Annotated in this window: 14 protein-coding genes; 8 read left to right on the forward strand and 6 right to left on the reverse strand. The window is 43.0% G+C overall.

The window, feature by feature from the left end; genetic code table 11:
* Positions 1-63: 63 nt before the first annotated feature.
* Positions 64-834 (reverse strand): glucosamine-6-phosphate deaminase, encoded by a 771-nt coding sequence (locus AACT52_RS30785; protein ID WP_073627936.1) that lies wholly within the window; start codon positions 832-834, stop codon positions 64-66.
* Positions 835-992: 158 nt separating this feature from the next.
* Here AACT52_RS30785 and AACT52_RS30790 point away from each other — a divergent pair, with 158 nt between their 5' ends.
* Positions 993-1,673 (forward strand): HAD family hydrolase, encoded by a 681-nt coding sequence (locus AACT52_RS30790; RefSeq protein ID WP_073627937.1) that lies wholly within the window; start codon positions 993-995, stop codon positions 1,671-1,673.
* Between the two features lie 13 nt (positions 1,674-1,686).
* On the opposite strand, the gene AACT52_RS30795 is transcribed toward AACT52_RS30790, so the two are convergent.
* From AACT52_RS30795 to AACT52_RS30810, 4 genes are all read right to left on the reverse strand, one after another.
* Positions 1,687-3,195: an ABC transporter substrate-binding protein gene (locus tag AACT52_RS30795; protein WP_073627938.1), complete on the reverse strand. Its 1,509-nt coding sequence runs from the start codon at positions 3,193-3,195 to the stop codon at positions 1,687-1,689.
* Positions 3,196-3,235: 40 nt separating this feature from the next.
* Positions 3,236-4,603, reverse strand: a complete 1,368-nt coding sequence (locus AACT52_RS30800; RefSeq protein WP_073627939.1) for a serine/threonine-protein kinase — start codon at positions 4,601-4,603, stop codon at positions 3,236-3,238.
* Between the two features lie 823 nt (positions 4,604-5,426).
* The gene (locus AACT52_RS30805) at positions 5,427-6,536 is read right to left on the reverse strand and encodes a helix-turn-helix domain-containing protein (RefSeq protein WP_073627940.1); all 1,110 of its coding nucleotides are present in this window, start codon (positions 6,534-6,536) and stop codon (positions 5,427-5,429) included.
* A 377-nt stretch (positions 6,537-6,913) separates the two neighbouring features.
* Positions 6,914-7,798, reverse strand: coding sequence for an alpha/beta hydrolase (locus AACT52_RS30810; RefSeq protein ID WP_198940829.1), 885 nt, complete (start codon positions 7,796-7,798; stop codon positions 6,914-6,916).
* Between the two features lie 181 nt (positions 7,799-7,979).
* Between AACT52_RS30810 and AACT52_RS30815 the strand changes: the two genes are divergently transcribed.
* Positions 7,980-8,927, forward strand: coding sequence for a helix-turn-helix domain-containing protein (locus tag AACT52_RS30815; RefSeq protein WP_073627941.1), 948 nt, complete (start codon positions 7,980-7,982; stop codon positions 8,925-8,927).
* 29 nt (positions 8,928-8,956) lie between these two features.
* On the opposite strand, the gene gatA is transcribed toward AACT52_RS30815, so the two are convergent.
* Entirely contained in the window at positions 8,957-10,411 is a 1,455-nt protein-coding gene (gene gatA, locus AACT52_RS30820) for an Asp-tRNA(Asn)/Glu-tRNA(Gln) amidotransferase subunit GatA (protein ID WP_073627942.1), read from the reverse strand.
* A gap of 371 nt (positions 10,412-10,782) precedes the next feature.
* On the opposite strand from gatA, the gene AACT52_RS30825 reads away from it, so the two are divergent.
* The 6 genes from AACT52_RS30825 to AACT52_RS30850 all read left to right on the forward strand — a co-directional run bounded on the left by AACT52_RS30825 (position 10,783) and on the right by AACT52_RS30850 (position 19,255).
* Positions 10,783-12,129: a helix-hairpin-helix domain-containing protein gene (locus tag AACT52_RS30825; protein ID WP_073627943.1), complete on the forward strand. Its 1,347-nt coding sequence runs from the start codon at positions 10,783-10,785 to the stop codon at positions 12,127-12,129.
* A gap of 814 nt (positions 12,130-12,943) precedes the next feature.
* The gene (locus AACT52_RS30830) at positions 12,944-13,558 is read left to right on the forward strand and encodes a hypothetical protein (protein ID WP_083630025.1); all 615 of its coding nucleotides are present in this window, start codon (positions 12,944-12,946) and stop codon (positions 13,556-13,558) included.
* 508 nt (positions 13,559-14,066) lie between these two features.
* Positions 14,067-14,405, forward strand: coding sequence for a DUF6464 family protein (locus AACT52_RS30835; protein ID WP_073628057.1), 339 nt, complete (start codon positions 14,067-14,069; stop codon positions 14,403-14,405).
* A gap of 377 nt (positions 14,406-14,782) precedes the next feature.
* Entirely contained in the window at positions 14,783-15,328 is a 546-nt protein-coding gene (locus AACT52_RS30840) for an outer membrane beta-barrel protein (RefSeq protein ID WP_073627945.1), read from the forward strand.
* A 328-nt stretch (positions 15,329-15,656) separates the two neighbouring features.
* Positions 15,657-17,687 (forward strand): sulfite reductase, ferredoxin dependent, encoded by a 2,031-nt coding sequence (sir, locus tag AACT52_RS30845; RefSeq protein ID WP_073627946.1) that lies wholly within the window; start codon positions 15,657-15,659, stop codon positions 17,685-17,687.
* 488 nt (positions 17,688-18,175) lie between these two features.
* Entirely contained in the window at positions 18,176-19,255 is a 1,080-nt protein-coding gene (locus tag AACT52_RS30850; RefSeq protein ID WP_073627947.1) for an ATP-dependent 6-phosphofructokinase, read from the forward strand.
* The last annotated feature ends 16 nt before the right edge of the window (positions 19,256-19,271 follow it).

Here is a 19,271-nt window from a genome sequence, read left to right on the forward strand (position 1 = left end):
TTGGGACGGGCGATACGCCCATCCCACAACAAAATAGATTGTCATCCATTCAATTGAAAACCGCTATAGTAAACCCGCAGAATCTACATCCAAAAATAACATCGCTTGCTGCTGCGTACGGAGAATAGAAGCGGGACAATCTGTGGTAATTTCGCCCTCCAACATCTGTTTTACTATCTTCGCCTTGCGTTTTGCTGGTGCAAGACAAATGATTTTTTTTGCTGAACAAATCATTGGGAGGGTGAGGGTAAAAGCATATTGCGGCACACTTTCCAAATTGGGAAAATACCCTGTGTTGACTTGTTGCTGGCGGTTTGTAGTGTCTAGCTTCACTAGTTTGAGTGTATAGGGATCGTTAACATCCGCTACTGCTGGATCATTAAAAGCCAAGTGTCCGTTTTCTCCCACACCAAGACAGCACAGATCTATAGGTTGTGCTTGCAGGAGTTTGGTATAGCGATCGCACTCTACCAAAGGTTGCATAGCATCGCCTTCTATATAGTGAAATTCCCTAGGACTCACCCGCTTTTCCACACGTTCGCGCAAATAGCGCCGGAAACTTGCGGAATGGTCAGCAGAAATACCCAAATATTCATCTAGATGAAAACAAGTAATCCGCGACCAATCTACACCACCCAATGCTATCAAAGCATCAAGAAATTGAATTTGGGAGTTGCCTGTTGCCAGCAATAAAGCCGCAGCATCCTTTTGCTCAAGGGTGTGCTGTAAATGTTTTTGTGCAATTCCCGCTACATCCTGCGCCAGTTCAACTTCAGAATTATAAACCTGTACCTGCAAAGCATCGACGCGAAAAGAATTTTTGGCGGTTGACATTGGGATCTACAGAAAATTTTCTCACATAAAAGGAAACGAGTCGGGGCATGACCTGTCTGCCGTTACTTATAATTTTCTACTTTTAAGAATGCAGAAGGACAACAAAACAATGTAAACTATGTAATGAAACTTTACAAGAGTTTACACCCTAAAAAACCATGCTAGCTGCAATTCTGTTTGACCTAGATGGAACGATCGCCAACACTGACCCAATACACTACCAAGCTTGGCGGGAAATGCTGTTAGGCTACGGCATGGACATTGATGAAGCATTTTACAAATCTCGAATTAGCGGGCGGACGAATCCACAAATCATAGAAGATTTACTGCCACAATTATCACCGGAAGAAGGCGCAAAGTTTGCAGACGAAAAAGAAGCGCTTTTCCGCCAACAAGCCAAAAATCTTCTTAAACCACTTGATGGATTTTCCGAACTCCTAGCATGGACAGATACGCACCAACTCAAATGTGCTTTAGTCACCAACGCTCCGAAATTAAATGTCCAATTCATGCTAGAAGTCTTGGGAATAAACGAAGCATTTGATACAGTTGTCATAGCAGAAGATGAGATAGCAGGTAAACCCGACCCTGCACCTTATAAAGTTGCTCTGAGTAGATTAGGCATCACGGCAGAACAAGCAATAGCACTAGAAGATTCTCCCTCTGGAGTTCGTTCTGCTGTCGCTGCTGGTATACGTACAATTGGCGTTACAACCACTCAAGAGCCGAAAGTTCTCCAGGGAATTGGGACGTTTATGACAACTCCAGATTTTACTGATTTGCAGTTGTGGACGCTGCTGAACTCGTCAGTAGAGGAAGATGTGGCTTATTTGGGTTAAATCTACTTTGCCACTATTGCAAGTGCGACTGCACCAGTTGAAAACGATATCCTGTGGTGGAATTGCAAGACTGGCTTGAATCGCAAGGTGCGACTTTGACTAGAAAAACTCCACCTTGGCGATCACGCTTTGCGCCATCGCCCTTTTCTCCCGCCTTAGGGACGCCATCGGCAAAGCTTTCCCTGAGGCGATCGCCTGTTGGTGAAAACTGAATCGTTCCCGTTGCTCCTAAAGCCGAAAAATTGGGATCAGACAGTGCCTTTTGTAACTCTTGGCGGGTATTACCTTTTTTCAAACCAGCGATAATTGCTTGGAGTGCATCATAAGTTGTAGCAGTTCGCGGACTCACCTCTGCACCCCAAAGTTGAATGGCTTTGGGGGCAAACAATTTGTTTCCAACAGCATCACGGTGCCAAGATACAGCCAGCACCATTCCTTTAACATCGGCTTGCCCATACTTTAACGTTCTTTCCGTGTACATAGCTTGAAAACCGAAAAGCGGTAGTCTGCCTTTATTTTCACGCGCCACTTCAATAGCTAAATTGAGTTTATCTGGTCTAGGGATCAGTAGCAAACCTTCTGCTCCATCGCTGATGGCTCGGCTGAGAAAACTGCTGGGTTGAAACGTTGGCGCACCCAAATCGCAAGCTGTACTGGTGACTTTACCTCCATATTTTCTAATCGAATCAGTGTATTGTTGTACAATTTCCTTACTTATTTTTTCCTGATTAATTGTAAATGTCGAATCACTACAAATAGCGATGTTGGTGAGGCGAGCTTTTTGAACAATATAGCTACCAATAGCATCACTGAAAACATCAGAACTAGGAGTAGCGTAAAAGACGTATTTTGTCGGGTTAGATGGCTTTTTTGGATTGACTGGTGAAACCATCACCAAACCACGCTTGTTATAAATTGATGTGTCACGACTAAAACCGACAACTGCCACTATACTAGAGTCATTCACCAAGTCAGTATTTATCTGTTTAAGTATCTCATAGTTATCAATATTGACAATCTGAAGTTGCAACGGTAAGCCATTAATTCCTCCACTGCTATTTACCTCATCTTGAGCTTGAGCCACTCCGCGTAACATCTCTTCTGACTCATTTAAGGAAATACCAATCGGCACAATGACAGCAACTTTTAGAGATTTCGCCTTGCCAATTTTAGCGTTATTCAAATAAATTAATGTTTCCGGGTCATTACGTTTAGCTTGCAAGGATGATTGGAATTTAGTAACAGCAGTCACAAAATCTCCCGCTTCAAATGCTCTCCTTCCAGCTTCTTTCTCAAGAGGTCTTCCTTCTGTCACAAAAATTTTCTCACCCAAACTCATCCGATTTTTTAAAGGTGAATTGGTATAAGGTGGAACGAATGAAGCACTCTGTTGTTTCAATTGCCCAGAATACTCTGTTTGGGGACGAATTACTGTACCTAATAACCATAAAATAACTGCTATCAGAAATCCTGATAGCCCTAAAGAAAAAAGGAGGCGGATATTTTCTGTGTTATTTTTCATATCAAATCACCCCAAATCTAAAAAATTTATCTATCATAAATTAGAAATATTTAGAGATAAATCTGTTCAAGAGTTGGGACAAATTGAAGAGAGTTACTGTCAGTAATCCAGCAAGGATAACTAGTAAGACTAAAACCAGAAATCCATTGTTCCCAGCTTGAAAAATATTAATAATATAAAAATTTTTGTAGATAAATACAATTAATGATGTCGTAATTCCGGCAACGAGAAACAAATAAGTCTTTTCAAAAATTGAGCGAGGCTGGGTAAAGATTAACCCTACTAAAATGATCAACCATAAACCAGAACTCATCCAAATAGTTCCGACAGAACTCAGAAGGGCGATCGCCAAAAACGAACTCCCTGATCCCGCCATAACTGCCCAAGGCAATAATTTTTCTATGGAGTTTTGCGCCCCCTCAGGTGGTTGCTGTTGAATTTGTAGCGTTAGCTTTTCTGGTTGAACAGGCGAGAGGACTGTATACAGTGGCGTAGACTGTAAAGTAGGCAGTCGTGGTAACTCAACATTCAAGTCTTGTAAGACATCTTCTGCTGAGAGATAACGCAGTTTATAGTTCTCTTGCAGCAACTTATCAAGAATCTGCTCTAAGTCCTGACTAATTGGTTGTGTTAAATATTGCCACCAAGTAGTAGTCCAACTATAGCCCTGTTTCATCCATATTTCCCAAGGCGAAATACCGGTCAACAGATAAAAGGCTGTTGCTCCCAAACTATACAAATCGCTAGCAGGATAAGCTTCGCCTGAATACATTTGTTCAAATGGCGCATAACCAAATGAACCAATGTTCGTTCCTGGTTTCGCGTGTACTGTTCCCGTCTTGTGCTTTGACACCCCAAAATCAATAAGCACTAACTTACCATCACTTTCACGGCGAACGATATTTTCTGGCTTAATATCTCGGTGAATGACCTGCTGCTGATGTACCGTTGCTAGCACAAATAACAAATCTTGCAAGAACTCTCGAATTTTTGCTTCATCAAACACGCCGTGTTGTCCTAACTCCTGCAACAGATTCTGCCCTTCAATAAACTGCTGCACCAAATACAGGTAGTTATCTTCCTTAAAATAGGCATACAGGGTAGGAATTTGGGGATGTTCGCCTAAATGTTGGAGACGTTTTGCCTCTTGCTGAAATAACTCAGTCGCCTTTTGGCGTGACCAGCTACCTTGACCTTGTGGGACCAGTTGCTTGACCACGCATTTTTCCTCAAGCTTATCTGCATCTTCTGCAAGATAAGTGCGAGCAAATCCCCCACCTCCCAACGGTTTGATAATGCGGTAATGACCCCTAAGTAACGAAATCAACTCTGCCCCGCAATTTCCACAAAAGTTTGTTCCTTTTGAATTGAGAGGATGAGAGCATTCGGGATTTAGGCAGCAAACCATAGTATTATTGCTGTCTTTTATAACTGTCTTTTGTTAATAGTAATCAATATACATCGAGTCTTCTGAACTTTCCGGATTAAGAGTCTAATAATTTAACAAATCTCAAATCTATATTGATAGTTTACTTTATATTTTTTATTGTGAGCGATGCCTTATGGTGTTGCTCAGACGCTGCTTTATGGGCGCAGCCTGTCCCCAAGGCTTACGGTAGTGTCCATCTGCTCAATCGCCGTGAAAGGAGTTAAGAGTTATGAACTATGAATTATGAATGATAAGTTTTATCATCCATAATTCACCAAAGAAAGTACTCATACCAATTCTTTGTAAAAAAAGCACTTTATCTTCCCTCAGTCTAGAAGACCTCTGGATTTTAAGGATTAGTGCATCCAACTTCTTGTTCCCAGGCTGAGCCTGGGAACGAGTTAGGGAGGCGGAGCCTCATTTTTTAAGAGCATCTTCAGGTCGAATTGGTATTACAGAGAATTGGTATTAGAAGTTGTAAAGAGGAGCCAGCACTTACGGCGGGAAACCCGCGCCCCGGCGACTGGTGAGTAAGCGTCCTGTTGGCGCAGCCTGCCCGCAGGGCGAATGAGAGTTTCCCGCGCCCAGGGAACTGGCGTTCGCCGTCAGGCGTGCCGCAGGCATACCCGAAGGGCGTTGGTTTTCCTACAAGTGCAAACTGAGCGCAAAGCGTCCCGTGAGGGATACGGGGCGTCCTTATTAAGTAAGAGCGCATTTATTTATGGGGATGTATTCTGACAACGGAGTTCTGTGTTCTGTCTTCTATGTTCTTCTTAAGCTCATAATTCATAACTCATCGCTTTTAAAAAGATTCTGGTGTAGCAATACCAGATCCAACAGTGACATTACCACTACTAGAGAGTCCCGGTTTAGAAATGGGTTTTGTATCCTGCGATGAATGAGTGAATGATGAAGAAGGTGGAGTTGCTGCATCTTTATCGATCAGTCTATCAGCATTTGCTTGTTGGGATGCCATGACTGACAATCCTCCTACTGAACCAGCGACAAGAGCTGCATAGCCTACGTACAAATGCACCGGATGCAGCGCTATTCCAAATCCAAAACGGCTTTTATGCTGATACGAAGTAGGTGGTATGATTGCTTTTACTGGTTCTGGCGCAGGTAAAGAAGCAACTAAATTTGTGCCATTTAATCCAAGAGCATTAGCCATGACACGAATAAAGCCACGAACATAAACATCTTCTGGCAATGATTCCCAATCACCGTTTTCCACTGCCTCCATGTGATGAAATGGTACGTGAGTGTAAACATGAAGTTGCGCCAGAGAAAGACCTTGAGACTCACGAGTTTGCCGTAGTTGTTCACCGATTTTACGTAGATTTTCTACGCGCTGTTCGGCTGCCATTTGTTTGGCTAGTTCAGCTTGTTTCCGTTTTTTCCCAGGAGTAAACCACTTAATCGATTTTTTCGTTTTGGGGCGGTCTTCTTTAGCTTTTGTGGAATTATTTGCTGTCTGACTTTCTACTTGAGATTCTGATGGTAAATCTGCTTTACTATCAATCTCGAACGTCGTTTTTTGGTTAACAGTAACATTTGTTAAGCACTGTGATAAAGCACCTGATAAATCATCAGTGGAATCTGTTTGTTCAGTAGCTAATGTTTCATTTGTGCTGTCTTCGTGTTGCTGATTCTCATTGCTGTTCTGATACTGTTGCACAAATCGGCGAAATGCCAAACCAATCGCTTCTCTACCTATTGATTTAAATAAAACGTTGGCTTGATCAGATGAAGAACCCAGCAAGTTTTGCAACATCGTTACAGCACGGCGATAAGCTTTACTCCGGTGCAGTTCAGCTTCTATTTCTCCTAAAAGCGTCCGCAATTCATCTTGAGAAATTTCAATAGTTGGATTTCCGAGAATTTTTAACAAATATACAGGTGTGGTAGCCATTGTAGGGAGCCTCTTGCGGCAATTAAGCAGAAGTTATACCTGTGTAATCTCTTCTATTGTTTGCTGGCTTTTCCGGATTGTTACGTAGTTATTTTTTCTGAATTCAAGAAAAATAGATTTTTTTTCTTGGCTCAGTTTTGGCATAGCATACTAACCTCATCTTTAAGATTGTAGAGGTTATGCCAATTTTTTTACGAATACTTGTTAAGAAGATTCGTATTAAAAATTACTTCATTTATGAAAACATTTACTAACTATAATTGTTAACTCTTAACTTCTGGTACTACCTAACGAAGTAGGTTCTAAGTAGCGAGCAATAAGTCTGAGTAGAACGGCACACCAAGAATTCTCTGTGATTTTGACTCAGAACTCACAAATCATGACTCAGTACTGGTGACAAAAGAGCGCACCGCTTCCAGATATACAGAAGCCGCGACTTCTGCTACATTGTTATGTGCTGCACCTGGAACGAGAAGCAATTTTTTTGGTTCAGGAGCAGCAGCATACAAGTCTTGGCTCATGAAAGCTGGTACTATGACATCAGCAGTACCGTGAATAAATAAAACTGGTATTTTTAAATTTGGCACCTTTCCAATCGAATCAAAACGTTGTGTTAAGATTGAATCGACTGGAAACATCCAAAAATTGTTCCTGTAAGCGACGACTTTTTGGATTGAGGTAAAAGAGCTTTCCACAATTAATCCAGCAGCATCTGGATGTTTGAGAGCCAAATCAATGGCTACCGCGCCTCCCAGGGAATGTCCGTAAATCAAAATTTGGCTGGGTGGAATCTGTCGCTGGTAAACTAAATAATCCCAAGCTGTCGCGGCATCTTGATAAACCTGCGATTCAGTAGGAAAGCCGCCCTCACTCCTACCATAGCCACGGTAATCAACGAGTAACACCGAAAACCCTAGTTGATGAAACCTGTGTGCGTGGGCGACATTTGCGCCAATGTTGATAGCATTGCCATGCAGGTACAGTACAACTTTGGCATTGAGCTGGTTTGCTTGTATCCACCAACCATGAATGCGTGCCACCTTGCCTGATTTAGCGTTCACAGGCAACCAAACATCTTCGTAACCTAAATTAAAAAACTCTGGTGTCGTTTCAATAACCTTAGCGGGAAAAAAGATGAACCGAGATTGTTGGAGAAAAAGAAATATACATACAGCCAAATAGCCTATTGCTACAACGACTCCTAACCAAATGAATAATGTGAACAGTAATTGCACTGGATATTGCAGTTTGTTTGTCCTCATGTAAGTATTGATAAATACAATATTATTAGCCTAACAAAGCAGCTTTATCTTGATAAAATAATCAATTAATTAATCAAAAAATGATTTAAAATAAAATCAGCCAATAAGTAAAATTTTCTACATCACTTTAAGTAGTTCTTGATTAAATGATAAAACGTTAGCAACAAAAGAGGAGAAGACGGTGAAGCTGTTAAACGAGGCTCAAGAAGAGCAACTCAAGGAAGTCGTTGCACATCTACGGGAAGTACGCGAAGAAAAATCGATACGTTTAGAAGAACTAGCAGCTTACACACGTATTCGATTAGCTTTCTTAGAAGCTATAGAAGAAGGGCGATTTGAAATATTGCCAGAGCCTATTTATGTCCAAGGGTTCATCCGCCGCTATGGAGATGCTATGGGACTAGATGGTGCTGCTTTAGCAAAAACTGTTGCAAGTATTTGTTCTCCTCCTCAAGAACCCAATCATGATAATCAGGAGTTAGATAAAAAATCAAGTTTATACATACCTCTTGCTGTTCCCTACGCCCTGTTAATAGCAGCCGCCTCCTTTGGACTGTTTTATATTCTCAATCCACAACGTTCAGTTGAATCTTCTAGTCAAAAGAAGTCCTCACCGCTTGCTTCTGAACAAAAAACAGAATTTGCACCTAAGACTTCATCATTAGCATCATCCTCCAAACCAAAAGCTAGTTCACCTGTCGCCTCAACGACAACCAAGGAATCCCCTGCAGCAGGTGCGATCGCTCCGACTGCATCCCCCTCAACACAAGCGACACCTATTACAGAACCCACCACTGTAAGCCCAACCGCATCTCCTACAGCACAGACGACTCCTGTTGAAGTGACTCTTGAGCTGCAAGACAAATCATGGGTGCGAGTGAAAGTGGATGGCAAAACTGAATTTGAAGGGGAGTTAAACAAGGGAGATAAGAAAACCTGGACAGCACAAAAAGAGTTGACTATCCGTTCTGGAAATGCTGGTGCGGTATTGGTTTCTACTAATAAGAAGCAACCAACACCATTGGGAAGTATGGGGAGTGTGAAGCAAGTTACATTTACTCCAGAAACCCCAGAAACTCCAGAAACTCCAGAAACAAATAACACACCAGAAACTGTTAATAGTCAATAGACATTAGTACTAAGACAAATGACTTTTAACTATAGTTGCGGCGTGCGTAGATGCCAAGCCGTTGATTGCTCATAAGCATAAGCGACTTGAAACAGTTGATCTTCTCGCAACACATTGCTGATAAGCTGCAAACCAATTGGTAACCCATTGTTATCAAAACCACATGGCACGCTTAAACCCGGTAAACCAGCAAGATTTACGGGAATAGTCATCAAGTCAACTAAGTACATACTCAAAGGATCAGCGGTTTTTTCCCCTGCTTTAAATGCAGTGGTGGGAGCTGTGGGACTGACTAAAACATCAACTTTTTCAAACGCTTTTTCAAAGTCTTGTTTAATCAGGGTGCGAACTTTTTGCGCTTTCAGATAATAAGCATCGTAATAACCAGCCGACAGGGTGTAAGTTCCAATCATAATCCGGCGTTTGACTTCTGCACCGAAACCAGCAGCACGGGTGCGACTATACATTGATATCAAATTATCTGCATCAGGAGCGCGGTAGCCATACTTAACGCCGTCGTAGCGAGCCAGGTTTGCTGATGCTTCAGATGGAGCAATAATGTAATAGCTTGGTAAGCCATAACGGAACCGAGGACAGGAGATTTCTTGAATTTCCGCTCCCAATTCTTTTAACTGTTCAATTGCCTTCTTAACAGCTTCTTCGACTTGTGAATCCAAACCTTCACCAAAAGTTTCTTTAATGACACCAATTTTTAGCTTTCCTTTGGGGAAATCTGGTTTTAAGTTGGCGGTGTAGTCGGGAATTTCGACTTTCAGGCTGGTGGAATCTTTGGGATCATGACCGGCGATCGCCTGCAATAATATCGCTGCATCTTCTACTGTGCGTGCAAATGGTCCAATTTGGTCTAAAGATGAAGCAAAAGCCACCAAACCATAGCGAGAAACCAGTCCATAAGTTGGTTTCATCCCCACAACACCGCAGAAAGACGCTGGTTGTCTAATCGAACCGCCAGTATCGGAACCTAGGGAGACAACACATTCTCCTGCTGCTACCGCTGCGGCTGAACCGCCAGAAGAACCTCCAGGAACCCTTGACAAATCCCAAGGATTGCCGGTGAGTTTGAAGGCAGAGTTTTCTGTAGAACCCCCCATAGCAAACTCATCCAAATTCGTTTTTCCTACCATCACCGCACCAGCATCAGCCAGTTTTTGGGTGACAGTTGATTCATAAGGCGGTACAAAATTTTCCAGAATTCGAGAAGCGCAGGTGGTGGGAATTCCCTTAGTACACATATTATCTTTGATCCCAATGGGAATCCCTGCTAAAATACCGATTTCTTCCCCGGCGGCGATTTTAGCATCTACATTCCGCGCTTGCGTTACAGCCTGTTCAGCAGTAACGCATAAGAAACTGTGCAATTTCGGTTCTATTGCTTGAATGCGCTCTATTGCTTCTTGAGTAATTTCAACGGCAGAACGTTCTTTCTTGATTAGCTGTGTGTGCAACTCGCGGATGGACGCCATGATTGCTCCCTTTACGACTCAAGTCCTTGATTTTAGTACATTTTGACGATTCCTGCTCAAGGTATTCAGCCGTGCAGATATTCACCTTGAAGGCGGCTTGGACTAAATTAACCTGTGACGCATTAAAATTGCATAATCACTCGTGAGCGTTCTCAAGAGTCAAGAGCCAACCTGGACTTTTGGACTCTTGAGAACCTTAACGAAAAAAGCGAAAAAAGCATTGCGGGGTTTCCTGGCAAGCTATTTTTCAAGACAGTGCAATATGTACGCTCATCAGCTTAATCATTATTTCACTCAGTAGGGCAATGCCCGCTTTCCTTTTTGTCAATTTATAAACTAATTGATTTTATAGTTTTTAGGAATTTTGTTAAATGGTAAAAATTTTAACACGAAAATTAGTAGAGACGCAAAATGTCTATGATATTGGGGTAGAGCGGGATCATAATTTTGTTACTAAAAATGGCTTCATAGCTTCCAATTGTTTCAATAAATCCCATTCTACGGCATATGGTTATGTAACATATCAAACCGCGTACTTAAAAGCTAACTATCCATTGGAATACATGGCGGCGCTGTTGACGGCTAACAGTGACGACACAGACAAGGTGCAGAAATATATTTCCACCTGTATGAGTATGAATATTCAGATAGAACCGCCAGATATCAATCGCTCTCTTGTGGATTTTACACCGTCAAATGGCAAAATTTTGTTTGGATTGTCCGCTGTTCGTAACGTGGGACAGAACGCAATAGCGTGTATTTTGGAAGTGAGAGACAAAGGAGAGTTTAAATCCTTGGGTGATTTTTGCGATCGCGTGGATTTGGGTACTGTTAACCGTCGCACTTTAGAATCGCTCATTTACTGTGGAGCCTTTGATAAAATCGACTCCAACCGCAACCAACTTATCCAGGACCTAGGTTTAGTGTATGATTGGGCACAATCGCGTGCCAGAGATAGAGCGACTGGACAGGGAAATCTTTTTGATTTGTTAGGTGGCGGATTTTCTCATAATAAAAACAAAGTCCAAAATAGCTTTGAATCTGCTCCCAAAGCTCAACCAGTTCCTGATTTTCCTCCACAGGAAAAGTTGCGGAGAGAAAAAGAACTTTTGGGATTTTATGTATCAGATCATCCTCTGAAAGCTATTCGCCAATCAGCCCGTGTTCTAGCTCCGATTAACCTTTCGCAACTTGGCGAACAGAAAGAGGAAAGTACCATTTGTGCGGTTGTCATGCTCAATGGCGTTAAAAAAGTGATGACCAAAAAAGGCGACCCAATGGCGATTTTGCAAATAGAAGATTTAACTGCACAATCAGAAGCGGTGGTATTTCCCAAAATTTATGAGCGAATTAATTCACTGCTTCTGGTTGATTCTAGGTTAATTATTTGGGGCAAAATAGACCGACGCGAAGACCAAACTCAATTGATTGTTGAAGATGTAGAACCAGTGGAAACAGTACATCTGGTGATGGTGGAACTCAACCTCCAACAAGCCGCTACTATTGAGGAACAGCATCGCCTCAGAACAATTTTGCAAGAACAATCAGGAGACAAAGAAAAAGCAAAAGTGCCAGTGATAGGAATTGTACAAGCCGGAAATTCCCGTCAACTTGTCCGTTTTGGACGACAATTTTGGGTACAGGATTCGAGAACAACTGTTCAGGCTCTTCAAAACGCCAGATTTTCTGCTCATGTACAATCGCTGACTAATGTTTGATGAAACAGGACGCCGCAAAGCAATACGGTTCGGATAAGACTTGATCCCCCCAACCCACGCTAGTCCGCACGGGCGGGACGGACAGTTTGCTCCGGAGGGTTTCCCTCCGGAGCAACTGTCCTCACCGAACCCCCCTGCCGGTATGCCTGCGGCACACCTGACGGCTGTACCGTGCGACCTCCCTTAGGGACTTCCAAATTAAAAAATATAATATCCAACTTTTTTTTGTGGGATCTAGCCCGTTCTATAAACTGGGCGGGTGCCAATCCCACCCCACCAAGATTGGATAATTTATTTGTTGGAAATCCCTTAGGAGGCACGCCGAAGAGTGCGTCTACGTGATCCAGAGGACACGCTGCTTTGAACGTGGTTCATTTAACAGTTACCAGTTACCAGTTATCAGTTTCATCCTTTGCATGTTTAAGTCCCCCACCCCCGAGCACCGTTCGTCAAGAGACGTGCCGTAGGCATAAGCGTTGGTGGTGAGCCACTGCGGTCTTGGGGTTTCCCCAAGTAGAGCAAGTGGCGAACCCGGAGGGCTCTTTTAAATCCCCCAAAGCGCCCGCACTGCGGCTGGTACTGCGGCTGGTACTGTTTTAATCGGTATTGTTCTAGCTGGAAGGGAGTAGCTTATAAGAAACAGCAAATAGCTAGATAACTATTTTGCGTTTGCGTCATCAGTAAATTGCCGTAGGTAACTTATGGTTTAATCGTTTTTTTAGTTACTTCTGCGGATGATATCTTCCTTGTATACATGGTATCTTTTATGCCATGAAGGTGTGTGTGGCAACAAGGGGGAAGGAGCAAAAACTGCATGACCGGAGATGAGGTTAATAACTTTGTTGTATATTGCAAAAAAATTCAACCCCAATCTCAGGAAAACATCAAAAGGTTTTTTGAAGGGGTTATCGCTTTTCCTTATGACAAGGAACTCCTGTTGCAAGCTTATTTATTTTTGAATATCAAACAGATATTTCCTTCATGTTCTGAATTACTGTTATTTGAAAAGTCCCCAATTGCTGATTATACAGATTTGGGAAAGTGCGATTTTGTTTATCTTACTTCATTTGGTAAAATTTTTATAGTTGAAACTAAATTTATTGATACAGAAGCCACAGGCGCAACAGAAAGAAAAAGAAGAAATAAGCACAGAAATAAAGTATTTGAGCAGGTAATAACTTTAAAAAGCAGATTTAGTCAGTATTGGAATATTAAGCTAGAGCAATTAGAGTGTGCTGTTTTTACAACAGATCCAGAAATAGCCTGGCGAGGAAACGGTGTGAATGTTATCACCAAATCAATCCTCATAGATAAGCTCGAATATTGGAGAATGAATTACAGCAGAATATGTCCTGCGGACACGCTACGCGAACAGGAGTCAGGAGGAGACAGTGCGGTGGTGAGCCAGTCCGGTGCGGGGGTTCGGTGAGGACAGTTCTCTTGGAGGGTTTCCCTCCGGGAGAAACTGTCCGTCCCGTTGAGAAACTGGCGTGCATGGTTCCCCGGCATAAGCAAAGTGGCTCTCCCGTTGGGCGGAGGGAATCCCGTTATTGCTGATGGAGGCTGCGTAAGACCACCTACAAAGTAAGGGCAAGGGGCAGCGGTCAATGAAGTCAGAAGCCCACACCGTACCCGTAAGGGTCGGTGTTGGGTAGTTCACTGATTGCCATAGTCAGGTGTGCCAAGTTTCATATCGCTTTATTTTATGTAAGACTTGTGCAAGCTCAAAGAACGACTTATAAACAAATCTTAAGGTAGCAACATTCAAGCAAAACGCACGGTTTGCGTCGCAACGGTTATGCTGATAAAAGTGGCAGTTGACACTTATTCTAGTGTTAGCTTTCTTCCACGCGGAATTTCCCACGGGTTGCACCCTCCTTAAATGCGAAGATGCAATACCAGGGACGATAAGCGCACAAACAAAAGAAGGTGTTGAAGTGAAGACACTTTTGGTTATTATCATTGGTTTCTTACCGTCCCTATTCTCCCTGTGGTTGATGCGTAAAACCCAGGCTAGAACACGTTCGCAGTTTAGGCGAGCAGCTACCAGTTCTCCTGCACGGGGAATACGGCAGAACACCATAAGCGAACCGGGCGATCGCTATTATCTTGAAGGAGTCGGCTACCTGATTGGCGACATCAGCTGCCAATTTAATGCCCGTTCTGGCTACTTGCGCTGTGCTGTCAATCCCACAGGACCATGCGAAGGTTGCCGCTATTATCAACCTAAGGAAACCGTTTGTAGTGAAAATAGCTCGTCAGACTTACCGTATTGACTAATCATTTCTCCCTCTTTGTAACGAGGAATGATGGAAATGGACACAGATAATGAATCTGTGTTGATTTTTTTGTGTTTATGCTTCCAAATAAACTCAACCTATTTTTTGCAAAAACTTTACTGAATAGTGATAAAAGATGATTGATTAATGTGACACTCAAAAAAGTGTCTATTTTGAAACAAAAACACCGGACAGCCGCAGTGTGTCTTGTATTTATAATACCTTTCTAACAAAATAACTAGAAAAATATACGTTGAAGTATTCAGCATCAATAGCAACAGATAAGGAAATTTTTTTTCAAATTACATGGAACATTTTGGTTAGTTTTTCGACCTTGGATTTAAAAGCAATACCTACAACATTTGGTAAATATTATGAAACGGTTGCTTAAATCCTTTGTGACAATTTCTGCATTGTCCTCTGTGGTAGTTGCTCCTATTTTTCTCTCGGCTGGTCATGCTTCTGCTTTGCCTCAACCAACACAAAAGGGTACTGATGCTAACTATGTTGGTGTTGGTGTTTCTGCTGGTGTTACCAATGGTGGGCAAAACAGTGATGCTGCAGGAATTGGCGGAAATGTCACAGGTCGCGTGAAATTAGGAGACACACCTTTGTCTGCACGTGGTCAACTGCTCTGGGGTGAAGAAACAACTGCTATTATTCCACAAATTTCCGCAGACCTAGGGATTGCTAAAGGTACCAATGCTTTCGTAGGTGTTGGTTACTCTTTTGTGGAGAAAGATGGCAAACCAAGTCCGTTGGGCAACAAAGATGGACTAGCGCTGACTGCTGGCGTAGAATCAGAACTCGGTAATAGCTTTATGGTCTACAGCAACGCTACGGTAGGAGTTGATGCTTACAAAAATAGCCCTGCTTCTGCCCTCAGCATCAATGGTGGTCTAGGCTATCGGTTTAGGTAAAGCTGTAGTTCAAGTGTCAGGTTGAACATACAGCTTAACCAATGCTTACAGGAGGTTAACTCCTGTAAAGTCAAGAATTATAGACAAACCATTTGCCTATTTAAATGCGTCAAATGGCAAGTTATAACTCCTAACTATAGTATAAGTAATATTGCTGGGTTTATCTAAGTGTTACATCACTGAAAAACCCAGCTTTTTGCCATGTTAAAATCAAATTATTCCTCTTAATTCCGACCGGATTATCGGAAATAAATAAGCCGAAAGGGTGCTTCTAAGTTACGCTTCGGCGCGTTGAGATGATTTATTTAAAAAACTCTGTACCACTCCAATGGTTAAATCTGCCCCTCCCCTGACCACAAGCCGTAAGCCTTCCAAAGTAGAAGCAATCAAGGAACGCAGCAATTCTTTGCGTGAACCTGTTGCAACTGAAATACTCCAGGACACTACCCACTTTAGTGAAGATGCAATACAAATACTAAAGTTTCATGGTTCTTACCAGCAAGATAACCGTGACAATCGGGTCAAGGGACAGGAAAAAGATTACCAGTTCATGCTGCGGACGAAAAATCCGGGTGGGTTAGTTCCGCCGCAACTGTATCTGACTTTAGATAAGCTGGCTGATGAATATGGTAACCACACCTTGCGAGCAACGACTCGTCAAGGGTTTCAGTTGCACGGGATTTTAAAGAAAAATCTTAAGGCATCAATGGCTGCCATCATTAATAGCATGGGTTCGACGCTGGGAGCTTGCGGCGACCTGAACCGCAACGTGATGGCACCTCCAGCACCGTTTAAAAATAAGCCTGAATATCAGTTTGCCTGGGAATACGCTGATAATATTGCTCAGTTGCTGACACCCCAAACAGGTGCTTATTACGAAATTTGGCTGGATGGTGAAAAAGCAATTAGCGCTGAAGAAAACCCAGAGGTGAAGGCGGCGCGAGAAAAAAATGGTACTGGCACAAGTTTCCACGACAAGGAAGAACCGATCTACGGGACTTACTATATGCCACGCAAGTTCAAAGTTTGCGTGACTGTTCCAGGAGATAACTCGATAGATTTGTATAGCCAAGACCTCACTTTAGTCGTCATAACGAATGACAAGGGAGAATTAGAAGGATTTGATGTCTTTGCAGGTGGCGGTTTAGGACGGACACACAATAAAGAAGAAACCTTCGCAAGGCTGGCAGATCCAATTTGCTACGTAGACAAGGATGACGTTTACGATATCGTCAAGGCAATTGTTGCGACTCAAAGAGATTATGGCGATCGCACTGACCGCCGTCACGCCAGGTTAAAATACTTAATCCACGATTGGGGCGTTGAGAAGTTCCAATCTATGGTCGAGAAATACTTTGGCAAACCGCTTGCACCATTTAAGCCACTACCAGAGTTCAAATATGATGACTTCCTCGGGTGGAATGAACAAGGCGACGGTAAGCTGTTCTTGGGTATTTCCATCGACAACGGTCGGGTTAAGGATGAAGGCAACTTCCAACTCAAAACCGCTTTACGGGAAATTGTCGAGCAGTTTAACTTGCCCATCCGCCTGACACCGCACCACAACGTCATTTTCTACGACATTGAACCAAAGAACAAGCAAGCTATTGAAAAAATTCTCAATCGTTGCGGCATCGTTTTTGAACCAGAGAAAATCGACCCTCTTCTACGGTATGCAATGGCTTGCCCAGCTATGCCCACTTGCGGCTTGGCAATTACCGAATCAGAACGGGCAATTCCGGGGATTTTAGACCGGATTCACGCGTTGTTGGATAAAGTAGGTTTACAAAACGAGCATTTTGTGGTAAGGATGACGGGTTGCCCTAACGGCTGCGCTCGTCCTTACATGGCAGAACTGGGCTTTGTGGGTAGCGCTCCCGAATCTTACCAACTTTGGCTAGGAGGTTCGCCGAATCAAACGCGGTTGGCGTTACCTTACATGGAACGGCTGCACCATAATGACATAGAAACCCAGCTAGAGCCGATTTTTGTCTACTTCAAAGAGCAGCGCCAGCCTGAAGAAAAATTCGGTGATTTTTGCGATCGCCTTGGTTTTGATGCCATCCGCGAGTTCGCCGCCAACTACGAATCTCAAACCGTAGCACCGCCAGAAATCACAGATGATGCTGATGGTTTGGTGGAGACGATGGCAGATTCTACCACGGCACCGCTTACTGAAGAGAGTGAGCGTCAAGAAGTGGCGATCGCTAACACAACGACTGCTAGTAGCAAAACACGGCGTCGCATCACCCTTCAAGATGAGGTTTACAACAAATTGAAGGAAATCTCCACGCGTCAAGGGAAGCCGATGACTAATCTGGTGAACGAGGCGCTTCTGGATTACTTGAAGAATCTGTAGCGCATAGCATAAGGTAGGGGTACAGCATGCTGTGCCCCTACAACCGACTTGTATTGCACCCAACAGAGAGTGTGAGGCGATGCGAAAAAGTTAATTTTTGTCCAAAATCCAAAGAATTACAAAAAGCACTGGTTGCGCCTAAACTCCCAGTGCCGATCTCATAAAGTGCGAATCTTCTTTTTCTATCATTAACATTTAATCTAAGTTGTTTCAAAGCTTGTAAATAAATGTCCTACAAATCCCACCGTGATATATAGATAAACATCTTACAAATCTCACAAATCCTACCGTGATATATAGATAAACTAACTAAGGAAAATCTAATTACTCTGTAACCTCCTCACGTTTTTTATAAAAATCGTGGGGTTTTATTTGTTTTGAGTCAGTGATACCAAATCCGCTTTTCTAACCCCTTTTAGCCCAGGGGATGAGAATTACGTCAAGGCATAGGAAAATGAATTTGTACAGTGCGTAAGTCCTAAAAAAATATGGGAAAATGCAAGCGTATTGGCATTCTTACTAGTGGAGGAGATTGCTCTGGTTTGAATGCGGTGATCAGAGCTGTTGTCCATTGTGCTTGTGGAAAAGGTTGGGAAGTGCTGGGAATTCGTCAAGCAACTCTGGGATTAATGGCGCGTCCACCCCAATTCACAAAACTGGAAATCGACCAAGTTGACCCGCTGTTAACTTCTGGTGGGACAATGTTAGGAACCACCAACAAAGGCGATCCTTTTGCTTTTCCTATGCCTGATGGCAGTGTATGCGATCGCTCAGAAGAAATTATTGCAGGCTACCATCAACTAGGTTTAGATGCTTTGATTGGGATTGGTGGCGATGGTAGCTTGGCTATTCTCCGTCGCTTGGCACAACAAGGCGCTATTAATTTAGTGGGTATTCCCAAAACGATTGATAATGATATTGGGATTACCGAACATGCAATCGGTTTTGATACGGCAGTGAATATTGCTACAGAAGCACTCGATAGGTTACATTTTACTGCGGCTTCTCACAGTCGAGTCATGATTTTAGAAGTGATGGGTCGTGATGCAGGACACATTGCCATTGCTGCGGGAATTGCTGGGGGAGCAGATGTCATTTTAATTCCAGAAATTCTCTACACGATTGACCACATTTGCTACAAAATTAAACAGCGCCAAGACAAAGGCAAAAACTATTGTTTAATTATTGTTTCCGAGGCAGTTCGTACTCAAGAGGGTGAAACTCTCACAATGACAAATCGTTTAGGTCAATCTCGATACGGTGGTATTGGTCAATACTTAGCCGATCAAATTAGCGATCGCATTGGTGCAGAAACGCGAGTCACAGTCTTAGGACACATCCAACGGGGTGGAACCGCTTCACCACTAGATCGACTCGTGGCAGGTGCCTTTGGTGTAGCAGCGGTAAATCTCATTGACGAAGGTAAATATGACTACATGGTGACATGGCAAAATCGCCAGGTTTTTGCTGTGCCCATTGCTGAGGCGATCGCTCAATATAGAGCTGTCAATCCAGAGGATACTTTAGTGAAAACTGCTCGTGGTTTGGGTATTTATTTGGGGGATTGAGATTAAAGACGTTGCA

Source organism: Scytonema sp. HK-05 (assembly GCF_963872035.1).
Classification (GTDB): domain Bacteria; phylum Cyanobacteriota; class Cyanobacteriia; order Cyanobacteriales; family Nostocaceae; genus Kalymmatonema.

Bases quoted from the DNA above. Each gene is read 5' to 3' on its own strand.
- AACT52_RS30850 (WP_073627947.1), top strand. From the start codon at position 18,176: ATGGGAAAATGCAAGCGTATTGGCATTCTTACTAGTGGAGGAGATTGC.
- AACT52_RS30805 (WP_073627940.1), bottom strand. From the start codon at position 6,536: ATGGCTACCACACCTGTATATTTGTTAAAAATTCTCGGAAATCCAACT.
- AACT52_RS30790 (WP_073627937.1), top strand. From the start codon at position 993: ATGCTAGCTGCAATTCTGTTTGACCTAGATGGAACGATCGCCAACACT.
- gatA (WP_073627942.1), bottom strand. From the start codon at position 10,411: ATGGCGTCCATCCGCGAGTTGCACACACAGCTAATCAAGAAAGAACGT.
- AACT52_RS30800 (WP_073627939.1), bottom strand. From the start codon at position 4,603: ATGGTTTGCTGCCTAAATCCCGAATGCTCTCATCCTCTCAATTCAAAA.
- AACT52_RS30840 (WP_073627945.1), top strand. From the start codon at position 14,783: ATGAAACGGTTGCTTAAATCCTTTGTGACAATTTCTGCATTGTCCTCT.
- AACT52_RS30810 (WP_198940829.1), bottom strand. From the start codon at position 7,798: ATGAGGACAAACAAACTGCAATATCCAGTGCAATTACTGTTCACATTA.
- AACT52_RS30785 (WP_073627936.1), bottom strand. From the start codon at position 834: ATGTCAACCGCCAAAAATTCTTTTCGCGTCGATGCTTTGCAGGTACAG.
- AACT52_RS30825 (WP_073627943.1), top strand. From the start codon at position 10,783: ATGGTAAAAATTTTAACACGAAAATTAGTAGAGACGCAAAATGTCTAT.
- AACT52_RS30830 (WP_083630025.1), top strand. From the start codon at position 12,944: ATGACCGGAGATGAGGTTAATAACTTTGTTGTATATTGCAAAAAAATT.
- AACT52_RS30795 (WP_073627938.1), bottom strand. From the start codon at position 3,195: ATGAAAAATAACACAGAAAATATCCGCCTCCTTTTTTCTTTAGGGCTA.
- sir (WP_073627946.1), top strand. From the start codon at position 15,657: ATGGTTAAATCTGCCCCTCCCCTGACCACAAGCCGTAAGCCTTCCAAA.